Below are 24,775 nucleotides of genomic sequence, written 5' to 3'. Positions count from 1 at the left end.
GTCAGGTCCAATGAAAAGCGGGAATAGCTCAGTTGGTAGAGCACAACCTTGCCAAGGTTGGGGTCGCGAGTTCGAATCTCGTTTCCCGCTCCAAATTCCAGAAAAAGCCCGGCCTCGTGCCGGGCTTTTTCGTTTCTGCACTGACAGTTTGTTCACGCCGCTGGTATTCTTCGTCTTTTGCACGGAGGCCGAATCATGGCGCAGTTGACGGTTGAACAGCTTTTCTACTACCCGGTCAAATCCCTCCACGGCGTCGAGGTGGATGCCGTCACTCTGGATGATTTCGGGCCGGCCGGCGATCGCCGCTGGATGGTGGTGGATGAAGAGGGGCGTTTCATAACGCAGCGCGAGCAGCCGCAATTGGCCCTGGTTCACTCTGCACTCCAGGATGGCGTTCTGACGCTGTCGATTCCGGGGCAGGAAAGCCCGGTTCCGGTGTTCGACAGCGAGCGCGAGCGTCGAGTAATGGTCTGGCGGGATTGGGTCAAGGCGCAACTGGCCGAGCCGGGGCCTGCCGAGTTGCTGAGCGACTGGCTGGGCGTTCGGGTGGAGTTGGCGTATATGCCCGAATCCAGCGTTCGCCCGGTTGACCGGAACTACGTGCCGGAAGATCGGCGGGTCAGCTTCGCCGACGGGTTTCCCTTTCTGATCACCCATACGGCATCGCTGGCGGCTCTCTCGCAACGGATTGGCGAGTCCGTGGACATGCGTCGTTTTCGACCCAATATCGTGGTGTCCGGTGGCGACGCCTTTGACGAAGATCGGTGGGTCCGGTTGCACCGCGACGACTTTACGCTGGATCTGGTGAAACCTTGCTCACGCTGCCTGATGACGACCGTTCATCCAGACGAGGGCGTCCGCTCCGACAACCTGCAGCCGCTGCGGGAGCTGGGCCGTTTCCGGCGGACCCCGGACGGCGTCATGTTCGGTGTGAACGCCGTGCACTCCGGTCCGGCCACCATTCGTGTCGGCGATACATTTGACATAGCTTTTCGTGAGGATCATTGATTCATGCCATTGCTGAGCCTTGAGGGCGTTTCCCTGGCCTACGGCCTGCACCCATTGCTGGACGACGCGCGCCTGATGATCGAGCGCGGTGAGCGGGTTTCTCTGCTGGGCCGAAACGGGGAGGGCAAGTCGACGCTGCTGAAAGTGATTCTCGGCGAGGTCACCCCGGACGGCGGCACCGTCCGGCTTGAGGACGGTGCGGTCATGGCGGTCTTGCCGCAGATGCTGCCTTCGGACGACCAGCGTACGGCATACGAGGTGGTCGCCGATGCCTTTCCGGAAACCGGACAATTGCTGGCGGAGTTCCACACGCTGTCCCAGCAGGCGGACGACGCCAGCCTGAAGCGCTTGATGCAGGTCCAGGAAAAGCTGGAAGCGCTCGATGGCTGGCGCCTGGACCAGAAGGTGAGCGCCATCCTGGCGCAGTTTGGCGTGGACCCGGATCGGGTGCTGGCCACTTTGTCAGGCGGGTGGCAGCGCCGCGTGCTGCTGGCCAAGGCCCTGGTGGCCGAGCCCGACCTGTTGCTGCTGGACGAGCCGACCAACCATCTGGATGTGCCTGCTATAGCCTGGCTTGAAGACACCCTTCGGCAATACGCTGGCGCGCTGCTGTTTGTCAGTCACGACCGGGCCTTTATTCGCCGGCTGGCAACGCGGGTTGTAGAGCTGGACCGTGGTCAATTGGTCAGCTTCGCGGCCACTTATGATCGTTATCTGGATCTGAAAGAAAAGGCGCTGGAGGAAGAAGAGCGGCAGAACGCTGAATTCGACCGCAAGTTGCGCCAGGAAGAGGCCTGGATTCGTCAGGGTATCAAGGCGCGCCGAACCCGCAACATGGGACGCGTCAGAGCCCTGAAAGCGATGCGCGAGGAGCGGCGTCAACGCCGCGAGCGCGGTGGCAACGCCAGCTTTGCGATTGAGGACGCGGCCCGTTCCGGGAAGCTGGTTGTCGAGTCGAAGGACGCGGCGTTTGCCTATGGCGATCAGGATCCGATCATCCGGGATCTGAACCTGACCATCATGCGTGGAGACAAGCTGGGTTTGATTGGCGAAAACGGTACCGGCAAGACTACCCTGGTGCGCCTGCTGCTTGGCAATCTGGAGCCTGGGGAGGGCCAGGTAAGGCTCGGTACGAACCGTTCGGTGGCGTACTTCGACCAACTGCGCGGGGAGCTGGATCCGGATCAGAACGCTTTGGAGAACCTGGCCGAAGGCCGGGAATTTATTGATATCAACGGTCAGCAGAAACATGTTCTGGGTTATCTGCAGGACTTCCTGTTTTCACCGGAACGGGCGCGTTCACCCGTCCGGGTTTTCTCCGGTGGCGAACGGGCGCGGTTGATGCTGGCCAAACTGTTCAGTAAACCGGCCAACATCCTGGTGCTGGATGAGCCCACCAACGATCTGGACGTGGAAACCCTGGAGTTGCTGGAATCTCAATTGGTGGCGTTTAGCGGCACAGTCATCGTCATCAGTCACGATCGTGAATTCCTCGACAACGTGGTGACCGATACGCTGTTTCTCGATGGATCCGGTCGCGTGCGCTCCTACGTCGGGGGCTACGAGGATTGGCGCCGGCAGGGCGGGGTGTTCCCGTCGGAGCGACCGGCACGGCCGACGGAAAAGCCGAAGCCGGAAGGTGGCGGAAAAGCCGCATCGCCGAAGGCGAAGTCTGCGGGTGGCGGCAATCGCAAGCTGAGCTACAAGCTCAAGCTGGAGCTGGAAGGCTTGCCGGACCGCATTTCGGCGCTTGAAGGTGAGATTGAATCGCTGCAGGCCACCGTGTCAGACACGGCCTTCTATACCCGCCCCCATGACGAAGTCTCCGAGACGTTGGAGGCCCTGGCAGCCAAGGAGCAGGAGCTGGAGCAGACGATGGAACGCTGGATGGAGCTGGAGGAAATGGCAGGCTGAGCCACCCAACGAATGTCGCATGATGACCGGGTTCAATTTTGGGGATAATTCCAGACCTGCCATTGTAAAATCAAACCAAATATCACGTTGTCGGCCGTCGTAATCCAGTACACTCAGCGAGGGTATTCCCGATGGTCAGAAGTTGATAAAGGGTCCTGAATGAGCGTTACCTATTCCTTTGCCCTGAGCGAAGGCGACACCCGGGATTTCCAGGTGGACATGGATGCGAAGCCGGCGTCGGATACCGCCGGTTTGCCAGAATGGACACGTCTTGGGCACTGTCAGTGCAGTAATTGCCCCCTCAAGAAAACGGACGTCAGTCACTGCCCGGCAGCCGTGGATATGTTGCCGGTTGTGGATGCGTTTCGAGATGAAAACGCCTACCAGAAAGTGACGGTGCGCGTGGACGACGGACGCCGGCGTTACGAGAAGGAAACGACGCTGGAGGAAGCGTTGCGTTCGCTGCTTGGATTGATCATGGCGACCAGCCAGTGCCCGATCCTGGGTGAACTGCGTGCCATGGCGGTTCATCACATGCCGTTCGCCAGCACCGACGAATTCATCATGCGCAGCGTGTCGCTGTATTTATTGCAGCAGTATTTCGGAAAGCGCCATCACAAGACGCCGGATTGGGAGTTGCAGGGATTGGTGGAGCGCAACCATCGACTGCAACTGGTCAACCAGGCGCTCTGGCAACGGATTCACACGTTCTGTCAGGGCGACAGCAACCTGAAGGCGTTGTTGAATTTCTTTTCCATGGCCTCAAGCGTTTCCTATTCACTGGAGACGCAGCTGCGCAAACTCGAAGCAAAGCTGGATGAGCATGATATCGGTGTGGCGCCGTAAGTTGGCGCCACATCGGAATTTCAGCACCTAGTTGATGCGGACCGCAAGCACATCGCACTTGGCGCCGTGGAGCACGCCATTGGCGGTGGAGCCCAGTAGCAGCTGTATGCCGTGACGGCCGTGGCTGCCCACGACGGCCAGATCCACGCCACGTTCCTCGCAGACCCGGTGGATTTCGGCTTCCGGCCGGCCCACCGTCACCAGCAGGTTCCTGTCTTCAATGCCGTGTTTGTGACCGAGGTCGGTCAGCTGATCCCGGGCGGACTTGTCCAGCTGCTCCTGCAGCTCGGTGAGATCCATAGGAATATCTCCGCCATAGGCGTATCCAACGGGCTCGACGACATGCAGAAGAACCAGTTCGGCCTGGTGGATGCCGGCCAGTTCACTGGCGCGGGTAATCACCTGATCGGCTTCTTCCGTCAGATCGATCGCAGCAAGAATGGTCTTGTACATCGTCATTTCCTCTCGCTTCAGCGGGTTGCCGTATTATCATCAATCTAGATGACGGGTGACGTGATATCACTGATATGCGTCAAATTTTTTCTGTTGTTTGTAAAAGGATAGTGCATTGACCAAGTGGCTTATAATTATCCTGATCCTCGCATTCCTGATTGGTTCCTGGTCCTGGGTCAAGCCCACCGCGGATGAGCGGCGCCGGGTTCGCCTGCGGAATCACGCCATGAGTAAAGGTCTGAAGGTGGAATCCGTCAAAGGCCAGGTGCGTGATCGCTTTGCCGAGCCGGGGCAGGGTGGACTGCTGATGCTCTACTGGGCACCCTGGTCTGCCGAGGTCGCCGTTGATCGCCGGGCGCTACTGATTCCTCGTCGGATTGAGCCGGGCGAAGACCATCGTGCTATTCCGGGAGCTGAAGAGCTTCCCGAACTGTCCGGCGCCTTCAAGGGGTGGCTGGCCGATCAGCGGGGGATTGGGTTTGTCTGGGATGAGTCGGCAACGATTGACGACCTGGAAAAGCCCATTTCCTGGATCCGGAAACTGTCGCAAGGTGCCGGGCACTGAGGTGTGCCCGGCCAGAGGTGTTAGCTGTTGGGCGCCTGGGCCGTGGCCTGTTCCGGCACCGGGGTGCCCGTCATCATGGCAATGGCCTCAGCCAGCTGCCTGAGAATTTCCTTGGAGTAGCGATCAATCACGAACGACACGTTGTTGTCGTTGTAGTTGATGTAGGAGCCGCGGATAAAGGCCCATTTTGAGGCCACGCTGCTCAGCGCTGCGCGCAGTTCTCCGCTGGGGTGTCCCTCGGTCACTTTCGACATCTGCTCGTCGAATTGGTGGGCCTGCTCATCCAGCGGCTGCTCGGTGTCGGCCCCCTGGAATGTCTGGGAGACGGACGACGTGGAGCGGGCTGAGTATTTGCTCATCATCTGAGCCATCAAAACAGCGGCTGCCCGGGCTGCTTCCACACGCTCGTCAGCCTTCACGTTATTGTTCGTCCGGACGATGTCGTAGAGTTCGGCGGATTTGCTGCTCAGTGCCTGGGCCTGGTTGGCCATGTCAGAGACCAGTCGCAGGTCCGGGTAACCATTCTTGCGCACGTCATTGATGTTCTGGCGCATCAGGTGCTTGTACTTGTCGAACTCCGTGTTGAGGCTTTCGATCTGGTCGTCTTTCAGGATGTCGCCGGCTGACGCATCGACCTGTTTGATCTGGCTGTTGGACTCATTAATGGCGGCCACAATTTCATTGAGGGTGTCGGTATCGCCATTCACACTGAAGCGATAGTAGGCGTTCAGTGCGGCAAAGTTGCTGATGCGGAATTGGTGAAAGGCGGCCAGCAGCGGGTTTTCGGCGGCTGAAGCTGCGATGGAAAAGAAGGGAATGACGCACGCGAACAGCGCCATCACTGACGCCCTGAACCACTTACCGGGATAGACCATCGGCTGGATCTCCGTTCTTATTGTCTTGTCTGTAAAGTCATTTGTTGTTGTACTGCGTCCATGGCGCCTGGCAGGGATTCTTGCATTTCGAGGCGTTAAATCCGTTGTCTGGATGCGCCGTTGTGCTTGTTTGAGGCTGCCGTTGGCTGTTGGACGCTTGTTTGAATTTGAGGCTAAAGTAACTCCGCGTGCCAATCAAGCGCTTTTGACAGGCTTTTACAGCCTGGCACATCCCGTAAATCGCCCGTTTTCAGGAACGTGTGATTCCTCCTTGGCAGTTCGCTTGAGGCCCGTGGTCTAAGCCGCTGTAATCGCAATTTGTCTGGTCGTTTCTGCCGCTGTTTCGGTGATCCACAGGTTGACTCTGTGGGACGCCGGGCAAGAAACAAATTGACAAACGAACGGTTTTTTTTCATCGTGTGCGCACTCGATTCAAACGACTGTATGAATTTTGGATCGAATGATCGGGCAGTGACCGAAATCTCTCTGCATGAATCGCCCCGCCGGTTTTCCGGAGCGGGGCATTGGTGCAGTTCCAAACACAGACTGGAGATCAGTTGATGATTTACGAAGGTAAAGCCATCACGGTTAAAGAGATCGAAGGCGGGATCGCTCAGCTGAACTTCGACTTGCAAGGCGAGTCGGTAAACAAGTTCAATCGCCTCACCATCGAAGAGCTGGGCGCTGCAGCTGACAAGCTGAAGGCTTCGAAGGACATCAAAGGGCTGGTAGTCACCAGTGCCAAGGACAGCTTCATCGTCGGTGCTGATATCACCGAATTTACCGAGCTTTTCGCCGGTTCCGAAGAAGACCTGGTGGCGAACAACCTCAAGGCCAACCAGGTGTTCAACACCATTGAAGACCTGCCGTTCCCGACCGTGACCGCGATCAACGGCATGGCGCTGGGCGGTGGCTTTGAAATGTGCCTGTCCACCGACTACCGGGTCATGGACAAGAAGGCGAAAGTCGGACTGCCGGAAGTGAAGCTGGGTATCTTCCCGGGCTTCGGCGGCACCGTGCGCCTGTCCCGCCTGATCGGTGTGGATTACGCCATCGAGTGGATTTCCGGTGGCACTGAGAACCGTGCGGACAAAGCGCTCAAAGAAGGCGCCGTCGATGCGGTTCTGGAAGGCGACAAACTGGTCGACGCTGCGATCGACCTGATCAACCAGTGCAACGAAGGCAAGCTGGATTACAAAGCCCGCCGTGAAGAGAAGCAGGGCAAGATCAAGCTGAACGCCATGGAAAGCATGATGGCTTTCGAGATCTCCAAGGCGTTCGTTGCCGGCAAGGCGGGCAAGAACTACCCGGCGCCGGTTGAAGCGATCAAGGTCATGCAGAAGCACGCCAGCCTGACCCGCGACAAGGCGATCGAAGTCGAAGCCAAGGGCTTTGCCAAGATGGCCAAGACCAACGTGGCAGCCTGCCTGGTTGGCCTGTTCCTGAACGACCAGGAGCTCAAGAAGAAGGCCAAGCTGTGGGAAAAAGAAGCCAATGACGTGAACCTGGCCGCTGTACTGGGCGCCGGTATCATGGGTGGCGGTGTGGCGTACCAGTCTGCGCTGAAAGGCACGCCGATCCTCATGAAAGACATCAACCAGGACGGCATTACCTTGGGGCTGAAAGAAGCCAAGAAGCTTCTGACCAAGCGTGTCGACAAGGGCAAGATGAAGCCGGACCAGATGGCCGATGTCCTGAACAGCATCACGCCGACCCTGAACTACGGCGATTTCAAGAACGTCGATCTGGTCGTTGAAGCCGTCGTTGAGAACCCGAAGGTGAAAGATGCAGTACTGCGCGAAACCGAAGAAATGGTTCGCGAGGACGCCATCCTGACCTCGAATACATCGACCATCTCTATCAACCTGCTCGCCAAGAACCTGAAGCGTCCGGAAAATTTCTGCGGCATGCACTTCTTCAACCCGGTGCACATGATGCCGCTGGTTGAGGTTATCCGTGGCGAGAAGACCAGCGACAAAGCGGTTGCAACCACCGTGGCCTACGCCAAGGCCATGGGCAAGACGCCGATCGTCGTCAACGACTGCCCGGGCTTCCTGGTGAACCGCGTTCTGTTCCCGTACTTCGGCGGTTTTGCCGGCCTGGTGCGTGACGGCGCCGACTTCCAGAAAGTCGACAAGGTCATGGAAAAGTTTGGCTGGCCGATGGGCCCGGCGTACCTGCTGGACGTTGTGGGCATGGACACTGCCAAGCACGCCAACGAAGTGATGGCTGAAGGCTTCCCGGACCGGATGAAGGACGAGAACAAGTCCGCCATCGACGTGATGTTCGAGAACGACCGTTACGGCCAGAAGAACGACAAAGGCTTCTACAAGTACGAGACCGACAAGAAGGGCAAGCCAAAGAAGGTCGTCGACGAAGAAACCTACAAGCTGATCGAGCCGGTCGTTCAGGGCAAGAAAGACTTCGAGGAAGACGAGATCATCGCCCGCATGATGATTCCGCTGTGCCTGGAGACCGTCCGCTGCCTCGAAGACAACATCGTCGAAGCCCCGGCTGATGCCGATATGGGTCTGATCTACGGCATCGGTTTCCCGCCGTTCCGTGGTGGCGCGCTGCGCTACATCGACGACATGGGTGTCGACAAGTTCGTCGAACTGGCAGACAAGTATGTAGATCTGGGTCCGCTGTATCACCCGACCGAGAAGCTGCGTGAAATGGCCAAGAATGGCGAAACGTTCTTTGGCTAACCCTGAACGAGATTTCCGAACGGAGAAAGATCTATGAGCCTTAATCCGAGAGACGTTGTCGTCGTCGATTGCGTGCGGACTCCGATGGGTCGTGCCAAGAACGGATGCTTCCGCAACGTACGTGCGGAAAACCTGTCGGCTGCGCTGATCGACGCGATTTTCGATCGCAACCCGGACCTGAACCCGAAAGAAGTTGAAGACGTGATCTGGGGCTGTGTCAACCAGACCCAGGAGCAGGGCTTCAACGTGGCGCGTCAGATTTCCCTGATGACCCGCATTCCGCACGAGTCTGCGGCCCAGACGGTCAACCGTCTGTGCGGTTCAGCGATGACGGCGATTCACACGGCCGCCCAGGCGATCCAGACCAACAACGGTGACATGTTCATGGTTGGCGGTGTGGAGCACATGGGCCACGTGCCGATGACGTCCGGTTTCGACCATAACCCGGCCTCGTCCAAGTATTCCGCCAAGGCGTCCAACATGATGGGCCTGACCGCGGAAATGCTGGCCAAGATGCACGGCATCACCCGCGAGCAGCAGGATGAGTTCGGCGCCCGTTCACACCGTCTGGCCCACGAAGCCACGGTGGAAGGTCGCTTCAAGAACGAAATCGTGCCGATCCAGGGCCACGATGAGAACGGGTTCGTGAAGCTGATCGAGGAAGACGAAACCATTCGTCCGGAAACCACGGCTGAGTCTCTGGCCCAGCTGCGTCCGGCCTTCGATCCGAAGAACGGTACGGTGACGGCGGGTACGTCGTCCCAGCTGACCGACGGTGCCTCGGCAATGCTGCTGATGTCCGCGGAGCGTGCAGAAGCCTTGGGTCTGAAGCCGATCGCACGGGTACGTAGCATGGCGGTTGCCGGCTGTGATCCCGCGATCATGGGCTATGGTCCGGTTCCGGCCACCAAGAAGGCGCTCAAGCGCGCTGGCCTGAAAGTCGAAGACATCGACTTCTGGGAGCTGAACGAAGCGTTCGCTGGCCAGTCGCTGCCGGTCCTGAAGGATCTCAAACTGCTGAACGTGATGGACGAGAAGGTGAACCTGAACGGCGGCGCGATCGCTCTGGGTCACCCGCTGGGCTGCTCCGGCGCCCGGATCTCCACCACGCTGCTGAACGTGATGCAGGCCAAAGGCGGTACACTGGGGGTATCCACCATGTGTATCGGTCTGGGTCAGGGTATCGCGACCGTTTGGGAGCGAGTCTGATCGCCTCGGCGTGACTGACAAAGCCCGGCCTCGTGCCGGGCTTTTTTATAGTGGCGGGCAGGGCGATTGCCTGTTCGGTTGGGTTGTAATCCTGTAACGCGGCCCAATCATGGGTTGTGCTGTTCACCTTGACCCTGTAAAACAGAGCACCTATAAAACCTGCGAATGCCTGAAGGCGCTAGCAGCCTGATTTATAGCCAGTATTGAGATGCACTGAAGAGCTGTTCTGCCGGCAGTGTTGTGCTGACACCTGTTCAGTGTTTCTCAAATCCAGATTGTGAGGCGGCCGTTTCCGGTATCCGGCTGCCATTCGAGGAAACTGATTCCGATATGGGCAAAAGTCTCGTCATTGTCGAGTCACCGGCAAAAGCGAAAACCATCAACAAGTACCTGGGCTCCGATTATGTGGTGAAGTCCAGCGTGGGTCATATTCGCGATCTTCCGGTCAGTGGAAGTGGTAGCCAGACGGACCCGAAAGAGCGTGCGCGCCAGGCCGCGCAGACGCGAAAGATGAACCCCGAGGAAAAGGCGGAGTACAAGAAGCGTAAATCGCGCGAACAGCTTGTCAACCGCATGGGCGTTGATCCGGACAAGGACTGGGAAGCCAATTACCAGGTTCTGCCGGGAAAAGAGAAGGTCGTCAGCGAACTGAAACGCCTGGCCAAATCCGCCGATCGCGTCTATCTCGCAACGGATTTGGACCGCGAGGGGGAGGCGATTGCCTGGCACCTGCAGGAAACCATTGGCGGCGAGCCTGACAAATACCGGCGCGTGGTGTTCAACGAGATCACCAAACGCGCCATCCAGGAGGCGTTCAAGGAGCCGGGGCAACTCGATCGCGATCGCGTCAATGCCCAGCAGGCGCGCCGGTTCCTGGATCGCGTCGTGGGTTACATGGTTTCGCCGCTGCTGTGGAGCAAGCTGGCCCGCGGACTGTCGGCCGGCCGGGTACAGTCCGTTGCCGTACGCCTGATCGTCGAGCGCGAGCGCGAGATTCGCACCTTCGTGCCGGAAGAGTACTGGCAGGTGCATGCGGATCTGAAGGCTCAAGGCGAACAAAAGCCGGTCCGGTTCGAAGTGACCCGGGACGATAGCAACAAAGCCTTCCGCCCGACCAGCGAAAAAGAAACCCAGGCGCACGTCGACAAGCTGAAGGCCTCGGACTTCCGGGTGGCCAAGCGGGAAGACAAGCCGACCCGCTCGCGGCCCAGCGCGCCGTTTATCACGTCCACGCTGCAGCAGGCGGCCAGTAACCGCATGGGTTTCAGCGTCAAGAAGACCATGATGTTGGCCCAGCGCCTGTACGAAGCGGGTTTCATTACCTACATGCGTACCGACTCCACCAACCTGAGTCAGGACGCCATCGCCAGCGTGCGGGACTACATCGGCGACCAGTTCGGCGAGAAATACCTGCCGGAGAAGCCGCGGGTCTACGGCAGCAAGGAAGGCGCCCAGGAAGCGCACGAGGCGATTCGCCCCACGGATGTGAAGCGGCGCCCGACCGACATCAAGGGGCTTGAGAAGGACGCTGAACGGCTCTACGACCTGATCTGGCGACAGTTTATCGCCTGTCAGATGGCCGATGCCGAGTTTACCAGCACCTCCATCAGCATCGACGCCGGCGGCTACGAGCTGCGCACCCGCGGTCGCATCATTCGCTTCGACGGTTTCCTCAAGGCCGCACCCCAGTCCTCCAAGAAGGACGAAGACGTGGCCTTGCCGGACATCAAGGTGGATGACGTGCTGGACCTGGCCAAGCTGGATCCGACCCAGCACTTTACCAAGCCATCGCCCCGTTACACGGAAGCGAGTCTGGTGAAAGAGCTGGAGAAGCGCGGTATCGGGCGCCCGTCGACGTACGCCTCGATTATTTCGACGATCCAGGACCGGGGCTATGTCTGCCTGCAGAATCGCCGGTTCTACTCGGAGAAGATGGGCGACATCGTCACGGACCGTCTGTCGGAGTCGTTCGAGAACCTGATGGACTACGATTTCACCGCCCGGCTGGAAGAAGAGCTGGATGAGATCGCCTCCGGCGAGATCGACTGGAAGAAGGTGCTGAACGGCTTCTATGGTCGCTTCCGGCAGCAGTTGGAAGAGGCCGGCGGCGATGCCGAGCAGGGCGGAATGCGCGGCAATACGCCGACGGAAACCGACATTCCGTGCCCCAGTTGCTCACGTCCGATGCAGATCCGGGTGGCCAGTACCGGCGTTTTCCTGGGCTGCTCAGGATACAGCCTGCCGCCGAAGGAGCGGTGCAAGACGACGATCAACCTGGTGTCCGGTGACGAGGTGGTCAGTGCCGACGACGATGTGGAAGGCGAGGGTGAGAGCCTCCTGCTGCGCAAGAAACGTCGTTGTCCGAAGTGCGGCACCGCCATGGACAGCTACCTGATCGACGAAAAGCGTAAGCTGCACGTCTGCGGTAATAATCCGGATTGTTCCGGATATGAGGTGGAAGAAGGCACGTTCCGCATCAAGGGGTACGACGGTCCGACGCTGGAATGCGACAAGTGCGGCTCCGAGATGCAGCTCAAGACCGGCCGTTTCGGCAAGTATTTCGGCTGCACCAACAGCGAGTGCAAGAACACGCGGAAGTTGTTGCGCAATGGCGAGCCGGCGCCTCCCAAAATGGATCCGGTCCCGATGCCGGAGCTCAAGTGCGAAAAGGTGGACGATACCTACGTACTGCGAGACGGCGCATCCGGGCTGTTCCTGGCGGCAAGCAAATTCCCCAAAAACCGGGAAACCCGCGCGCCACTGGTCCAGGAAATCAAGCCACACCGGGATGAAATCGATCCGAAATACGGCTTCCTGATGGACGCGCCGGAAAAGGATCCGGAAGGCAATCCGACGGTGATTCGCTACAGCCGCAAGACCAAGGAGCAGTACGTGATGAGCGAAAAGGACGGCAAGGCGACCGGTTGGAGTGCCTTTTACTCCAACGGCAAGTGGCAGCCAAAGGACAAAAAATCCTGATTGAGCGCAACGCAGAGCTGAAAAAGGGCCCCTTGGGGCCCTTTTTTGTTGCTCTGGATCAAGTCGGTCGCCGCTTATTGCAGGCCGCCCAGCTTGCGAAGGCGGGCCAACAGGCTGGATGTATCCCAGCGCTCGCCGCCCATGCTCTGTACATCGGCATAGAACTGATCCACAAGGGCGGTGACAGGCAGTGTGACGCCTCGTTCACGGGCTTCGGTCAGGCAGATATTGAGGTCTTTGCGCATCCAGTTAACGGCGAAACCGTGATCGTATTCGCCGGCAATCATCGTGTCGGCCCGGTTTTCCATCTGCCAGGACTGCGCGGCCCCCTGCGAGATGACGTCGATCACCTGGCGCTGGTCCAGGCCGGATTTTTCCGCAAAATACAGGCATTCCGACAGCCCCTGAACCAGACCGGCAATGGCAATCTGGTTGACCATCTTGGTGAGCTGGCCTTTGCCGGGCTCACCCATCCGGGTGACGGCCTTGCCATAAACGTCCATCAGGGGCTTGGCGCGGTCGAAGGCCGTCTGTTCTGCGCCGCACATGACCGTCAGCTTGCCGTTTTCAGCGCCTTGCTGGCCACCGGACACCGGGGCATCAATAAACGACTGGCCACGCTCTGAGGCGGCCTGGGCGATTTCAGTGGTCACGCCGGCCGATACCGTGGTGTGATCGATCAGGATGGCTTGGGTGGGCGCGTTGGCGATGATGCCGTCGACACCCAGGTACACGTCGCGAAGGTCCGGATCGGCGCCGACGCAGGTCATCACGAAATTCGCTTCGGACACCGCCTCGGCAATCCGTTCACAGGCCTTGCCGGTGTATTCCCGGGTCCATTCGTCTGCTTTGGCGGGCGTACGATTGAATACGGTCACGTCGTATCCGGCCTTGGCCAGGTGCCCGGCCATCGGGTAGCCCATGACACCCAGTCCGATAAAAGTCACCTTGCTGGACATAATTCTGCCTCCTGATATCCAGAGTTGCGCGCCGGGAAGCGGCGATTGAGTCGGTATCAACGAAAAAGGGCCGCACACTGTGCAGCCCTTTTCGTCAGATCGTGCAAAGCGATTACTTTGCAGGATAGTCGCGCTTGCTGGCGCCGGTGTAAAGCTGGCGCGGGCGACCGATGCGGTAGTTGCCGCTGACCATCTCGTTCCAGTGAGAGAACCAGCCGATGGTGCGCGACATGGCGAAGATCACGGTAAACATAGAGGTCGGGATGCCGATCGCCTTCAGGATAATGCCGGAATAGAAGTCGACGTTCGGATAGAGCTTGCGCTCGACGAAGTACTCGTCTTCCAGGGCGATCTGCTCCAGGCGTTGGGCGATACGCAGCAGCGGATCGTTTTCCAGGCCCAGCTCGGCCAGGACCTCGTGACAGGTTTCACGCATGACCTTGGCGCGCGGGTCGAAATTCTTGTAGACCCGGTGACCGAAGCCCATCAGGCGGAAGGGGTCGTCCTTGTCCTTGGCTTTGGCCACGAACTGCTCGATGTTGGCTTCGTCGCCGATCTCGGCCAGCATGTCCAGCACCGCCTCGTTGGCACCGCCGTGCGCCGGTCCCCACAGCGCAGCAATGCCGGACGCAATACAGGCATACGGGTTGGCACCGGTCGAGCCGGCCAGACGCACGGTAGACGTGGACGCATTCTGCTCGTGGTCCGCGTGCAGGATGAAGATCTTGTCCATGGCTTTGGCCAGGACCGGGTTGACCTTGTACTCCTCGCAGGGATTGCCAAACATCATCTGCAGGAAGTTTTCAGAATAGTTCAGGTCGTTGCGCGGGTAGATAAACGGCTGGCCGTTGGCGTACTTGTAGCACCACGCCGCAATGGTCGGCATCTTGGCCACCAGGCGGTGTGCCGTGATTTCGCGCTGCTCCTGGTTGGTGACGTCCATCTGGTCGTGATAGAAGGCGGACAGGGCACCAACGACGCCACACATGATGGCCATCGGATGCGCGTCACGGCGGAAACCGCTGAAGAAATGGCGCATCTGGTCGTGAATCATGGTGTGGTGCTTGACGGTATCGCGGAAGCGGGCGTCTTCTTCAGCACTCGGCAGTTCGCCGTTGAGCAGCAGGTAGCAGACTTCCAGGTAATCGGACTTTTCCGCCAGTTGCTCAATGGGATAGCCGCGGTGCAACAGAACACCATTGGCACCGTCAATGTAGGTGATCTTGGACTCGCAGGCCGCAGTGGACACAAAACCTGGGTCGTAGGTAAAGACGCCTTCCTGGACGAGACCTCGGACGTCAATGACATCTGGACCTTCCGTGCCGGCATATACGGGCAGCTCGATTGACTTATCACCCACCGAAAGCTGTGCTTTCCTGTCGGTCATGGTGCTCTCCTATATCAGCATTTCCAGCGTTAGAAAGGTTTCCGGAGACGCCGCAGGCGGTGCTGCAGGACAGGCTGGAGGCCATTCTGCCCGCCGCCGGTTGCTCTCTTGAAAACGCATATTATTGCAACATCACTCCGCGAGGTCACGGCCGGAAAGCCTTCGGGTGCGGCATTCCGGGCTGCACCGGGGTGCAGGGGATGAGTTGCTTGGTTATTCCGCAAAAACCGTCAGATTGGTGTTTCACGCCCCACGTCGGGCACACACACAGTTTTGAAGCGTGGCGGCAAAATATAGGGAGTTGGCTTTTATTGTCAATGGATGAAGCAGGAATTCACGATGATGTATAGTGGCGAAATGGGTAGTTTGTGAGATCAGGAATAGGGAATTCCCGAGATTAGACCTTGGTCTGAAAGGATTTTGTAGGTTCCTAAATATTAATGCAAACTATGAGGGCGATTGACGCCTAACTGCCCGCTCACTGAGGGGTTTCAGTCGATTGCCGGTTTGTAATTCAGGGGGGCACTCCTTATAATCCGTAGCCCGGAATCGGGGACATGCCAGTCTGGAACGCCAATGACGACGTTTCGTCAGTGCCTTGTTCTCCCTCCATTGTTCTGATCCAAAGAAGAACACCCAACTACACCAACCATCCGTCCGGCGAGCAGTCTGTGAACCGGACAAAAAGAGAGTGTGAGAGAGCTGTGAATAGCAAACGACCAGTAAATCTCGATCTCAGCAAGTTCCATTTCCCATTGCCAGCGATCACGTCGATCCTGCACCGTATCAGCGGAATCATTATCTTCATCGGTATTGCATTCATGCTTTACGGCCTGCAGCTTTCCCTGTCGGGAGAGGAAGGCTTCAATGCGGTTGGTAACCTGCTGGACAGCTTCCTGGCGAAGCTGATCATCTGGGGCATCCTGTCTGCTCTGCTGTACCACCTTGTTGCCGGTATCAAACACCTGATCATGGACATGGGCTACTGTGAGGAATTGCAGTCTGGCCGTCTGGCCGCCAAGGCCACCGTGGTTATTTCCGTTATCCTGATCATTCTCGCGGGGGTTTGGGTATGGTAAGCAGCGTAACGAATCTGGGTCGCAGTGGTGTCTACGACTGGATGATCCAGCGTGTGACCGCCTACGTATTGGCGCTGTACACGCTCTTCATGCTGGGCTTTGTGCTGTTCACCGATGTGGATTACGCCAGTTGGGCGGGTCTGTTCGATCAAACCTGGTTCAAGATTTTCAGCCTGATGGCGCTGCTGTCGATTGGCGGTCACGCCTGGGTTGGTCTTTGGACTGTGACAACCGACTACATCAAGGCCACAGCCCCGCGCTTTCTGGTGCAGGCATTTTGTGGTGCGGTGATGTTTGTCTATGTCGTTTGGGGCGTACAGATTCTCTGGGGGCTTTGATCCATGTCTAATATGAAGACCATTTCCTACGACGCCATCGTCATCGGCGGTGGTGGCTCCGGCATGCGGGCGGCGCTTCAGCTGACCGAGTCCGGCGTCAACACGGCGTGTCTCACCAAAGTATTTCCGACCCGTTCTCACACGGTCTCCGCCCAGGGTGGCATTACCTGTGCGATTGCCAGTGCCGATCCCAACGACGACTGGCGTTGGCATATGTACGACACCGTCAAGGGGTCTGACTACATTGGCGACCAGGATGCGATCGAGTATATGTGCTCGGTGGGTCCGCAGGCCGTTTTCGAGCTGGAGCACATGGGGCTCCCGTTCTCCCGGACTGAAAACGGCCGTATCTATCAGCGTCCGTTCGGTGGCCAGTCCAAGGATTACGGTAAGGGCGGTCAGGCCGCTCGTACCTGTGCGGCGGCTGACCGTACCGGGCATGCGCTGCTGCATACCCTTTACCAGGCCAACCTGAAAGGTGGCACCACCTTCCTGAATGAGTGGTATGCCGTTGACCTGGTCAAGAACAGCAAGAACCAGGTGGTGGGTGTCATCGCCATCGAAATCGAGACGGGCGAAGTGGCGTTTATCAAGTCGAAAGCCACCGTCCTGGCGACGGGTGGTGCCGGTCGTATCTACGCCTCAACGACCAACGCCCTGATCAACACCGGTGACGGCATCGGCATGGCGCTGCGTGCCGGCTTCCCGGTTCAGGACATGGAGATGTGGCAGTTCCATCCGACCGGTATCCACGGTGCCGGCACGCTGGTGACTGAAGGCTGTCGGGGTGAGGGGGGTTACCTGATCAACTCCGAGGGCGAGCGCTTCATGGAGCGTTACGCGCCAAACGCCAAAGACCTGGCGGGCCGTGACGTTGTTGCCCGGTCCATGGTCATCGAAATCCTGGAAGGCCGTGGTTGCGGTCCGGACAAGGATCACGTCCTGCTGAAGCTGGATCACCTCGGTGAAGAGACGCTGAATCTGCGTCTGCCGGGTATCTGTGAGCTGTCGCGCACCTTTGCGCACGTGGACCCGGTGAAAGAGCCGATCCCGGTTGTGCCGACCTGTCACTACATGATGGGTGGTATCCCGACCAACGTCGGTGGTCAGGCGATTACCCAGGATGAAAATGGCAACGACACCTTCATCGAGGGTCTGTTTGCCTGTGGTGAGGCGGCTTGTGTGTCTGTTCACGGCGCCAACCGTCTGGGCGGCAACTCGCTGCTGGACCTGGTTGTCTTCGGTCGTGCGGCGGGTCTGCACATCGAGAAGCAGTTGCGTGAAGGCTCCGAGGTCATGGAGCCGACTGAAGAAGACATCAAGCGCGCCATGGCTCGTCTTGACCGTCTGAACAGCGCTTCTGAAGGCGAGAGTGTCGCCGAGGTCCGCAAGGATCTGCAAAACACCATGCAGCTTTATTTCGGCGTGTTCCGGGATGGCGAGAGCATGGAGAAAGGGCTCAAGAAGCTGGATGAACTGGGTGAGCGGGTTCGCAAGACCAAGCTGACCGATCGCAGTAATGCCTTCAACACCGACCGTGTTGAGGCGCTTGAGCTGGATAACCTGTATGAAGTCGCCTATGCCACTGCGGTTTCAGCCATCGAGCGCAAGGAAAGTCGCGGTGCCCATGCACGCAACGACTTCACCGAGCGTGATGATGAAAACTGGCTGAAGCACTCGCTGTACTTCCCGCTCGAGAAGCGTGTAGGTAAGCGTGATGTCAACTTCGCGCCGAAGACGGTGGATACCTTCCAGCCGAAGATTCGGACCTACTAAGGAGTGACGCAGAAATGTTAGTAAGCGTATATCGGTACAATCCCGAAACTGACAACGCGCCTTACATGCAGGATATTGAACTGGAAATTCCTAAAGGTAAGGATCTGATGGTGCTGGACGTCCTGAACCTCCTGAAGGAGAAGGATCCGTCTCTGGCCTATCGTCGCTCCTGCCGCGAAGGGGTTTGTGGTTCCGACGGTCTCAACATGAACGGCAAGAACGGCCTGGGCTGTATCACGCCGCTTTCTGAGGTCGTCAAGAAGGGCAAGCTCGTGATCCGGCCACTGCCGGGGCTGCCGGTCATTCGTGACCTGGTTGTCGATATGAGCCTGTTCTACCAACAGTATGAAAAAGTGCAGCCGTACCTGATCAACAACGATCCGGCTCCGGCAATCGAACGTCTGCAATCCCCGGAAGAGCGGGAGAAGCTGGATGGCCTCTACGAGTGTATTCTCTGTGCGTGCTGTTCCACTTCCTGTCCGTCCTTCTGGTGGAATCCGGACAAGTTCGTGGGTCCGGCCGGCCTGCTGCAGGCATACCGCTTCCTGGCTGACAGCCGGGACCAGGCGCAGGATGAGCGTCTGGCCAATCTTGATGATCCGTTCAGCGTGTTCCGCTGCCGGGGCATCATGAACTGCGTCAGTGTCTGTCCGAAGGGGTTGAATCCGACCAAGGCCATCGGCCACATCCGGAATCTCCTGCTTCAGCGGGCGACGTGATCAGCAAAGGCTGACACAGGCGCTATACTGTTCTGATGTATTCAGCCTTCCTAGCGCCAAGGTGAAGTCAAAATAAGGACTTACACCATTGGCTAATACCCAAAGGCGGGTAGGGGAAGGCACACTACGGAAGCCGTGGCGTGGACTTAAAAGGTTCTCGGCACGGCTTTGCTGAGTTTTAACCACCGGGGAACGGAAAACATCCGCGCCAGTTCAGTGGTGGCAACAGTCGTCGAAATCCCCTCAGGACGATTGTCGTTAACCCCTTGCCATCAGTGGATTGCTCCCCGCTCCAGTCCGAGGTGAGCTATTCAAAATGCATGAAAGCATCATGGAGCAGTTATGGCAGACATCCCACCTACAGGGCGGGAATCTGACCTATGTTGAAGAGCTTTTCGAAACCTATCTGACCGATCCCAACGCGATTCCCGAGGAATGGCGCAACTATTTCGACAAACTGCCCCGTGTTGATGGCTCTTCGGGCAGGGATGTCTCCCTTTCCGCGATCCGCGAACAGTTTGAACACATTTCCCGCAACCAGCGTCGACTGGCCGCCAGTGGCGTTCCGGCTTCCGCAACGTCCGATGCCGATCGCAAGCAGATTCGTGTTCTGCAGCTGATTAATGCGTATCGCTTCCGGGGGCACCAGCATGCCAACCTGGATCCGCTGGGGGTCTGGGAACGTGAAACCGTCGAAGATCTGAACATCGGTTTTCATGATCTCAGTGACGCCGACATGGATCTGGAATTCCAGACCGGGTCCCTGAATTTCGGCACCGAGACCATGAAGCTGCGCGATATTGTAGAGGGTCTCAAGCAGACCTACTGCAGCAGCATCGGCGCAGAGTACATGCACGTGGTGGACACGCGCATCAAGCGCTGGTTCCAGCAGCGCATGGAACCGGTTCGGTCCCATCCCGAGTATGAAACCAAAACCCGTCGTCACATCCTTGAGCGTCTGACCGCTGCGGAAGGCCTGGAGAAATACCTCGGCTCCCGCTATCCCGGCGTCAAGCGCTTTGGCCTGGAAGGTGGCGAAAGCCTGATTCCCTGCGTCGACGAATTGATCCAGCGTGCCGGCAGCTACGGTGCCAAGGAAATCGTCATCGGCATGGCCCACCGTGGTCGTCTGAACGTCCTGGTCAATACGCTGGGCAAGAACCCGCGCGAGTTGTTCGACGAATTCGAAGGCAAGAAGCTGGCGGATGCCGGTTCGGGTGACGTCAAATACCACCAGGGCTTCTCGTCCAACGTGATGACGGAAGGCGGTGAGGTTCACCTCGCGCTGGCCTTCAACCCGTCGCATCTGGAAATCGTATCGCCGGTGGTCGAGGGTTCAGTGCGCGCTCGCCAAACGCGCCGCGAAGACCCGGACGGTACTCAGGTGCTGCCGATTATCATGCACGGTGATGCGGCGTTTGCGGGTCAGGGTGTGGTGATGGAAACCTTCCAGATGTCCCAGACCCGGGGCTATGGTGTGGGTGGCACAATCCACATTGTGATCAACAACCAGGTGGGTTTCACCACCAGTAAACAGGAAGACGCCCGCTCCACGGAATACTGCACCGACGTCGCCAAGATGGTTCAGGCGCCGATCCTACACGTGAACGGTGATGATCCTGAAGCGGTCATGTTTGCCACCCAGATGGCGATGGACTATCGCAACGAGTTCAAGCGCGATGTGGTGATCGATCTGGTGTGCTACCGCCGCCGGGGCCACAACGAGGCGGACGAGCCGTCGGCCACGCAGCCGGTGATGTACGAGAAGATTCGCAAGCGCAAGACCACGCGAGAGCTTTACGCCAAGCAGCTTGTCGATGCCGGTGTGATCGGCGAAGACGAAGCCAAGTCGATGGAGCTCGAATACCGTGATGCGCTGGACAAGGGCGATCACGTGGTCAAGTCGCTGGTCAAAGAGCCGAACAAGGCGCTTTACGTGGACTGGCAACCCTACCTGGGGCACGAATGGACAGCCAAGTGCAAGACCAGCGTCGCTCTGAAAACCTTGCAGCGTATCGGCAAGAAGATGGGACAGTTGCCCGAAGGCTTCGCGGTCCAGCGCCAAGTGTCCAAGATCGTCGACGATCGCAATAAAATGACCCAGGGCGCACTGCCGATCAATTGGGGTTATGGCGAAGTCATGGCGTATGCGACGCTGTTGAATGAAGGCCATCCGATCCGCATCACCGGCCAGGATGTTGGTCGAGGCACTTTCTCGCACCGTCATGCCGTGCTGCATAACCAGAAGGGCGGCGATACCTACATCCCGCTGGAAAACGTGTCGGACAAGCAGCCTCTGTTCGAGATCTATGATTCGCTCCTTTCCGAGGAAGCGGTCATGGCGTTCGAATACGGTTACTCGACCACCACGCCGGACGCCCTGATCGTCTGGGAAGCCCAATTTGGTGACTTCGCCAACGGTGCCCAGGTGGTGATCGACCAGTTCCTCACCAGCGGTGAGCACAAGTGGGGCCGCCTCTGTGGCCTGACCCTGCTGCTGCCACACGGCTATGAGGGGCAGGGGCCGGAGCACAGTTCTGCGCGTCTGGAGCGCTTCCTGCAGATGTGTGCCGAGCACAACATCCAGGTGTGCGTGCCCACCACCCCAGCGCAGGTGTTCCACATGCTGCGTCGCCAGGTGAAGCGTCCGCTGCGTAAGCCGCTGGTTGCCATCACACCGAAGAGTCTGCTGCGTCACAAGGAAGCCACTTCGGGCCTGGACGACCTGACCGAAGGCACCTTCCAGACCGTGCTGCCGGAGAAGGAACCGACGGATCCGAAGAAAGCCCGTCGGCTGATTCTCTGTAGCGGCAAGGTCTATTTCGACCTGCTGGAGAAGAAGAAGGCCGACGAGCGGGATGATGTTGCCATTGTGCGTCTGGAGCAGCTTTACCCGTTCCCGGCGGACGACCTGGACGAGGTTCTCAAGCCGTACTCCAAGCTGACCCACGCAGTCTGGTGTCAGGAAGAACCCATGAACCAGGGCGCCTGGTACTCCAGCCAGCACCACATGCGCCAGGCACTGCACCGCCATAATCCGAAACTGTATCTTCAGTATGCAGGTCGGGACGCGTCCGCCGCACCGGCATGCGGACACCTCTCGGTCCACATTGAAGAGCAGAAAAAACTGGTTAACGACGCGTTCGAAGTTTGACGAGTTACCGAATTTAAGGATCCGAGATGTCAACTGAAATCAAAGCCCCTGTTTTTCCAGAATCTGTTGCCGAGGGCACAGTCGCGACCTGGCACAAGAAGCCGGGTGAAGCCTGTGAACGCGATGAACTGATCGTCGATATCGAAACCGACAAGGTTGTCCTTGAAGTGGTCGCGCCGGCTGACGGCGTGATCGAGGAAATCGTCAAGGATGAAGGCGATACCGTGGAAAGCGGCGAGGTCGTCGGTAAATTCAAGGAAGGCGCTGCAGGTTCCGCGCCGGCCAAAAAAGACGATGACAAAGGTTCTTCTGACGAAGCGGAAGCGCCGAAAGCCGAGCAAGGCAGCGCATCGTCCGGCGGCGAAGCCATCCTGAGTCCGGCGGCCCGCAAGCTGGCCGAAGAAAATAACGTCGATCCCAACGCCATCAAGGGTACCGGCAAAGATGGCCGCGTCACCAAGGAAGACGTGCAGAAGCACGTGTCTTCCGGCGGTCAGGCTGCTCCGGCACCGAGTGCGCCCGCCGCAGCGGCGCCGGCGGCCGACGTTGCGACCGGCGAGCGTGCCGAGAAGCGGGTACCGATGACCCGTCTGCGTGCCAGCATCGCCAAGCGTCTGGTCAATGCCCAGCAAAGTGCCGCCATGCTGACCACGTTCAACGAGGTCAACATGAAGCCGGTCATGGAGCTGCGCAAGCAGTACAAGGAAACGTTCGAGAAGCGTCACGGCGTCAAACTGGGCTTCATGTCCTTCTTCGCCAAGGCGGCTACCGAAGCCCTCAAGCGCTTCCCGGCGGTCAACGCGTCCATCGACGGTAACGACATGGTTTACCACGGTTACCAGGACATCGGCGTGGCCGTGTCCACCGACCGCGGTCTGGTTGTGCCGGTTGTGCGCGACGTCGACGGTCTGGGGCTGGCCGATATCGAGAAGACGATCATCGAGTACGGCACCAAGGCGCGTGACGGCAAACTGGGCATCGAGGAGATGACCGGCGGCACCTTCACCATCACCAACGGTGGTATCTTCGGTTCCCTGATCTCCACACCGATCCTGAATCCGCCGCAGACCGCCATCCTCGGTATGCACAAGATCCAGGAACGCCCGATGGCGGTGAACGGTCAGGTTGAAATCCTGCCGATGATGTACCTGGCACTGTCATACGATCACCGCATGATCGACGGCAAGGAAGCGGTTCAGTTCCTGGTGGCCATCAAGGAAATGCTCGAAGATCCGGCGCGTATTCTGCTGGACGTCTGAACCGGTTCATCAACACATTTAGAGAAACAGGATAGAACATGTCTGATAAGTTCGATGTCATCGTCATCGGTGCTGGGCCTGGCGGCTACGTAGCTGCCATCAAGGGCGCCCAGCTGGGATTGAAAGTCGCGTGTGTTGAAAACTGGACTTCCAAAGACGGCAAGCAACAGGTGCTGGGTGGTACCTGTCTGAACGTGGGTTGTATCCCGTCCAAGGCGCTGCTGGAAATCTCCCACAAGTTTGAGGAAACCAGCCACAGCTTTGCCGACCAGGGGATCGAAGTTAAGGATCCGACCATCAACGTCGCCAAGATGATGGAGCGCAAGGACGGTATCGTGAAGCAGCTGACCGGCGGTATCGCGCAGCTGTTCAAGGCCAACGGCGTTACGCCGATTCACGGCCGCGGTCGCGTACTGGCGAACCGTCAGGTGGAAGTGACCGACAACGACGGCAAGACCACGACCTACGAAGCGGACAACGTGGTGATTGCCACCGGTTCCAACCCGATCGAAATTCCGCCGGCGCCGATGACCGAAGGGTTCATCGTGGATTCCGAAGGTGCTCTGGAATTCGACAAGGTGCCCAAGCGTCTGGGCGTGATCGGTGCCGGTGTCATCGGTCTGGAGCTGGGCAGCGTCTGGGCCCGTCTGGGTTCCGAAGTGACCGTTCTGGAAGCGCTGGATACGTTCCTGCCGGCCGTTGACCAGCAGGTCGCCAAGGACGCGCTGAAGCAGTTCAAGAAACAGGGCCTGGACATTAAGCTGAAGGCTCGTGTCACCGGTTCCAGTGTCAAGCGTAATCTGGTCAACGTGACCTATGAAGACGCCAAAGGCGAGCAGGAACAGAAGTTCGACAAACTGATCGTTGCGGTGGGCCGTCGTCCGAACACCGACAACCTGCTGGCTGCAGACAGCGGTGTGAACCTGGACGAACGCGGTTTCATCTTCGTTGACGATTACTGCCAGACTGACGCACCGGGCGTCTGGGCGATCGGCGACGTGGTTCGCGGCCCGATGCTCGCGCACAAAGCCTCTGAAGAAGGCATCATGGTGGTTGAGCGCATCGCCGGCCACAAGCCGCAGGTCAACTACGACTGCATTCCGAACGTCATCTACACCTTCCCGGAAGTCGCCTGGGTGGGTAAGACCGAAGAGCAGCTCAAGGCCGAAGGCGAAGCCTATAAGGTTGGCACCTTCCCGTTTGCGGCCAACGGTCGTGCCATGGCGGCCAACTCGGCCACCGGTATGGTCAAGATCATTGCCGACGAGAAGACCGATCGCATTCTCGGTTTCCATGTCACCGGTCCCCAGGCGTCTGAAATCGTCGCCCAGGGCGTGATTGCCATGGAATTCGGTTCCAGCGCCGAAGATCTGGCGCTGACCTGTTTCGCGCACCCGACCCTGTCGGAGTCCGTGCACGAGGCAGCCCTTGCAGTGGGCGACGGCGCAATCCACGTCGCCAACAAGCGCAAGAAAAAATAAGAAGTCAGTGGGCCGGTAAATCCGGCCCAACTTGTACAGACGGAGAGGGGCGCAACGAGGCGCTCA

Annotated in this window: 18 protein-coding genes and 1 tRNA gene; 15 read left to right on the top strand and 4 right to left on the bottom strand. The window is 58.6% G+C overall.

Features of this window, described 5'->3' with window-relative positions; translation table 11 throughout:
* Window positions 1-17: 17 nt before the first annotated feature.
* The 4 genes from EB809_RS03470 (at window position 18) to EB809_RS03455 (ending at window position 3,768) form a co-directional block, all read left to right on the top strand.
* A tRNA-Gly gene (locus EB809_RS03470) sits at window positions 18-93 on the top strand.
* Window positions 94-195: 102 nt separating this feature from the next.
* A complete protein-coding gene (locus EB809_RS03465) occupies window positions 196-1,008 on the top strand; it encodes an MOSC domain-containing protein (RefSeq protein WP_223807799.1) in 813 nt (270 codons plus the stop codon).
* Between the two features lie 3 nt (window positions 1,009-1,011).
* A complete protein-coding gene (gene abc-f / locus EB809_RS03460) occupies window positions 1,012-2,922 on the top strand; it encodes a ribosomal protection-like ABC-F family protein (protein ID WP_123633418.1) in 1,911 nt (636 codons plus the stop codon).
* A 159-nt stretch (window positions 2,923-3,081) separates the two neighbouring features.
* Complete coding sequence (locus EB809_RS03455) at window positions 3,082-3,768, top strand: DUF6901 family protein (RefSeq protein WP_123633417.1); 687 nt, start codon at window positions 3,082-3,084, stop codon at window positions 3,766-3,768.
* A gap of 27 nt (window positions 3,769-3,795) precedes the next feature.
* Here the strand turns inward: EB809_RS03455 and EB809_RS03450 are convergent, their stop codons facing one another.
* Window positions 3,796-4,227, bottom strand: a complete 432-nt coding sequence (locus tag EB809_RS03450) for a universal stress protein (RefSeq protein WP_123633416.1) — start codon at window positions 4,225-4,227, stop codon at window positions 3,796-3,798.
* A gap of 109 nt (window positions 4,228-4,336) precedes the next feature.
* Between EB809_RS03450 and EB809_RS03445 the strand changes: the two genes are divergently transcribed.
* Window positions 4,337-4,786, top strand: a complete 450-nt coding sequence (locus tag EB809_RS03445) for a hypothetical protein (protein WP_123633415.1) — start codon at window positions 4,337-4,339, stop codon at window positions 4,784-4,786.
* Window positions 4,787-4,806: 20 nt separating this feature from the next.
* On the opposite strand, the gene EB809_RS03440 is transcribed toward EB809_RS03445, so the two are convergent.
* Window positions 4,807-5,661 carry a hypothetical protein gene (locus EB809_RS03440; protein ID WP_123633414.1) on the bottom strand — a complete coding sequence of 285 codons (855 nt, stop codon included), beginning with the start codon at window positions 5,659-5,661 and terminating at the stop codon, window positions 4,807-4,809.
* Between the two features lie 560 nt (window positions 5,662-6,221).
* Between EB809_RS03440 and fadB the strand changes: the two genes are divergently transcribed.
* From fadB to topA, 3 genes are all read left to right on the top strand, one after another.
* Window positions 6,222-8,369 (top strand): fatty acid oxidation complex subunit alpha FadB, encoded by a 2,148-nt coding sequence (gene fadB / locus EB809_RS03435; RefSeq protein ID WP_123633413.1) that lies wholly within the window; start codon window positions 6,222-6,224, stop codon window positions 8,367-8,369.
* Window positions 8,370-8,402: 33 nt separating this feature from the next.
* Window positions 8,403-9,578, top strand: coding sequence for an acetyl-CoA C-acyltransferase FadA (fadA, locus tag EB809_RS03430; RefSeq protein ID WP_123633412.1), 1,176 nt, complete (start codon window positions 8,403-8,405; stop codon window positions 9,576-9,578).
* Between the two features lie 330 nt (window positions 9,579-9,908).
* On the top strand, window positions 9,909-12,557 hold the full coding sequence (gene topA, locus EB809_RS03425; RefSeq protein WP_123633411.1) for a type I DNA topoisomerase: 2,649 nt from the start codon (window positions 9,909-9,911) through the stop codon (window positions 12,555-12,557).
* A gap of 74 nt (window positions 12,558-12,631) precedes the next feature.
* Here the strand turns inward: topA and EB809_RS03420 are convergent, their stop codons facing one another.
* Together EB809_RS03420 and gltA are read right to left on the bottom strand one after the other, a co-directional pair.
* Window positions 12,632-13,516, bottom strand: coding sequence for an NAD(P)-dependent oxidoreductase (locus tag EB809_RS03420; protein ID WP_123633410.1), 885 nt, complete (start codon window positions 13,514-13,516; stop codon window positions 12,632-12,634).
* 112 nt (window positions 13,517-13,628) lie between these two features.
* A complete protein-coding gene (gltA, locus tag EB809_RS03415; protein WP_123633409.1) occupies window positions 13,629-14,903 on the bottom strand; it encodes a citrate synthase in 1,275 nt (424 codons plus the stop codon).
* 704 nt (window positions 14,904-15,607) lie between these two features.
* Here gltA and sdhC point away from each other — a divergent pair.
* The 7 genes from sdhC (at window position 15,608) to lpdA (ending at window position 24,709) form a co-directional block, all read left to right on the top strand.
* Entirely contained in the window at window positions 15,608-15,982 is a 375-nt protein-coding gene (gene sdhC / locus EB809_RS03410) for a succinate dehydrogenase, cytochrome b556 subunit (RefSeq protein WP_123633554.1), read from the top strand.
* The gene (sdhD, locus tag EB809_RS03405) at window positions 15,976-16,320 is read left to right on the top strand and encodes a succinate dehydrogenase, hydrophobic membrane anchor protein (RefSeq protein ID WP_123633408.1); all 345 of its coding nucleotides are present in this window, start codon (window positions 15,976-15,978) and stop codon (window positions 16,318-16,320) included. Before sdhC ends, sdhD begins: the two co-directional genes overlap by 7 nt.
* Before the next feature lie 3 nt (window positions 16,321-16,323).
* Complete coding sequence (sdhA, locus tag EB809_RS03400) at window positions 16,324-18,096, top strand: succinate dehydrogenase flavoprotein subunit (RefSeq protein ID WP_123633407.1); 1,773 nt, start codon at window positions 16,324-16,326, stop codon at window positions 18,094-18,096.
* Window positions 18,097-18,110: 14 nt separating this feature from the next.
* On the top strand, window positions 18,111-18,815 hold the full coding sequence (locus EB809_RS03395) for a succinate dehydrogenase iron-sulfur subunit (protein ID WP_123633406.1): 705 nt from the start codon (window positions 18,111-18,113) through the stop codon (window positions 18,813-18,815).
* Between the two features lie 316 nt (window positions 18,816-19,131).
* Window positions 19,132-21,969: a 2-oxoglutarate dehydrogenase E1 component gene (locus EB809_RS03390; RefSeq protein ID WP_123633405.1), complete on the top strand. Its 2,838-nt coding sequence runs from the start codon at window positions 19,132-19,134 to the stop codon at window positions 21,967-21,969.
* A 26-nt stretch (window positions 21,970-21,995) separates the two neighbouring features.
* Window positions 21,996-23,228, top strand: coding sequence for a 2-oxoglutarate dehydrogenase complex dihydrolipoyllysine-residue succinyltransferase (gene odhB / locus EB809_RS03385; RefSeq protein ID WP_123633404.1), 1,233 nt, complete (start codon window positions 21,996-21,998; stop codon window positions 23,226-23,228).
* A gap of 38 nt (window positions 23,229-23,266) precedes the next feature.
* Window positions 23,267-24,709, top strand: a complete 1,443-nt coding sequence (gene lpdA / locus EB809_RS03380) for a dihydrolipoyl dehydrogenase (protein WP_123633403.1) — start codon at window positions 23,267-23,269, stop codon at window positions 24,707-24,709.
* The last annotated feature ends 66 nt before the right edge of the window (window positions 24,710-24,775 follow it).

It is taken from the genome of Marinobacter sp. R17 (assembly GCF_003789045.1).
Taxonomy (GTDB): Bacteria; Pseudomonadota; Gammaproteobacteria; order Pseudomonadales; family Oleiphilaceae; genus Marinobacter_A; species Marinobacter_A mangrovi.
Note: the sequence above shows the minus strand (reverse complement) of the source record. Positions and strands in the feature narration are given on the sequence as shown.

Excerpts from the sequence above, each read along its gene's own strand:
- topA (WP_123633411.1), top strand. The coding sequence starts at position 9,909 with ATGGGCAAAAGTCTCGTCATTGTCGAGTCACCGGCAAAAGCGAAAACC.
- EB809_RS03455 (WP_123633417.1), top strand. The coding sequence starts at position 3,082 with ATGAGCGTTACCTATTCCTTTGCCCTGAGCGAAGGCGACACCCGGGAT.
- EB809_RS03420 (WP_123633410.1), bottom strand. The coding sequence starts at position 13,516 with ATGTCCAGCAAGGTGACTTTTATCGGACTGGGTGTCATGGGCTACCCG.
- fadA (WP_123633412.1), top strand. The coding sequence starts at position 8,403 with ATGAGCCTTAATCCGAGAGACGTTGTCGTCGTCGATTGCGTGCGGACT.
- EB809_RS03450 (WP_123633416.1), bottom strand. The coding sequence starts at position 4,227 with ATGACGATGTACAAGACCATTCTTGCTGCGATCGATCTGACGGAAGAA.
- odhB (WP_123633404.1), top strand. The coding sequence starts at position 21,996 with ATGTCAACTGAAATCAAAGCCCCTGTTTTTCCAGAATCTGTTGCCGAG.
- EB809_RS03390 (WP_123633405.1), top strand. The coding sequence starts at position 19,132 with ATGCATGAAAGCATCATGGAGCAGTTATGGCAGACATCCCACCTACAG.
- fadB (WP_123633413.1), top strand. The coding sequence starts at position 6,222 with ATGATTTACGAAGGTAAAGCCATCACGGTTAAAGAGATCGAAGGCGGG.
- EB809_RS03465 (WP_223807799.1), top strand. The coding sequence starts at position 196 with ATGGCGCAGTTGACGGTTGAACAGCTTTTCTACTACCCGGTCAAATCC.
- lpdA (WP_123633403.1), top strand. The coding sequence starts at position 23,267 with ATGTCTGATAAGTTCGATGTCATCGTCATCGGTGCTGGGCCTGGCGGC.
- EB809_RS03395 (WP_123633406.1), top strand. The coding sequence starts at position 18,111 with ATGTTAGTAAGCGTATATCGGTACAATCCCGAAACTGACAACGCGCCT.
- abc-f (WP_123633418.1), top strand. The coding sequence starts at position 1,012 with ATGCCATTGCTGAGCCTTGAGGGCGTTTCCCTGGCCTACGGCCTGCAC.
- sdhA (WP_123633407.1), top strand. The coding sequence starts at position 16,324 with ATGTCTAATATGAAGACCATTTCCTACGACGCCATCGTCATCGGCGGT.
- sdhD (WP_123633408.1), top strand. The coding sequence starts at position 15,976 with ATGGTAAGCAGCGTAACGAATCTGGGTCGCAGTGGTGTCTACGACTGG.
- gltA (WP_123633409.1), bottom strand. The coding sequence starts at position 14,903 with ATGACCGACAGGAAAGCACAGCTTTCGGTGGGTGATAAGTCAATCGAG.
- EB809_RS03440 (WP_123633414.1), bottom strand. The coding sequence starts at position 5,661 with ATGGTCTATCCCGGTAAGTGGTTCAGGGCGTCAGTGATGGCGCTGTTC.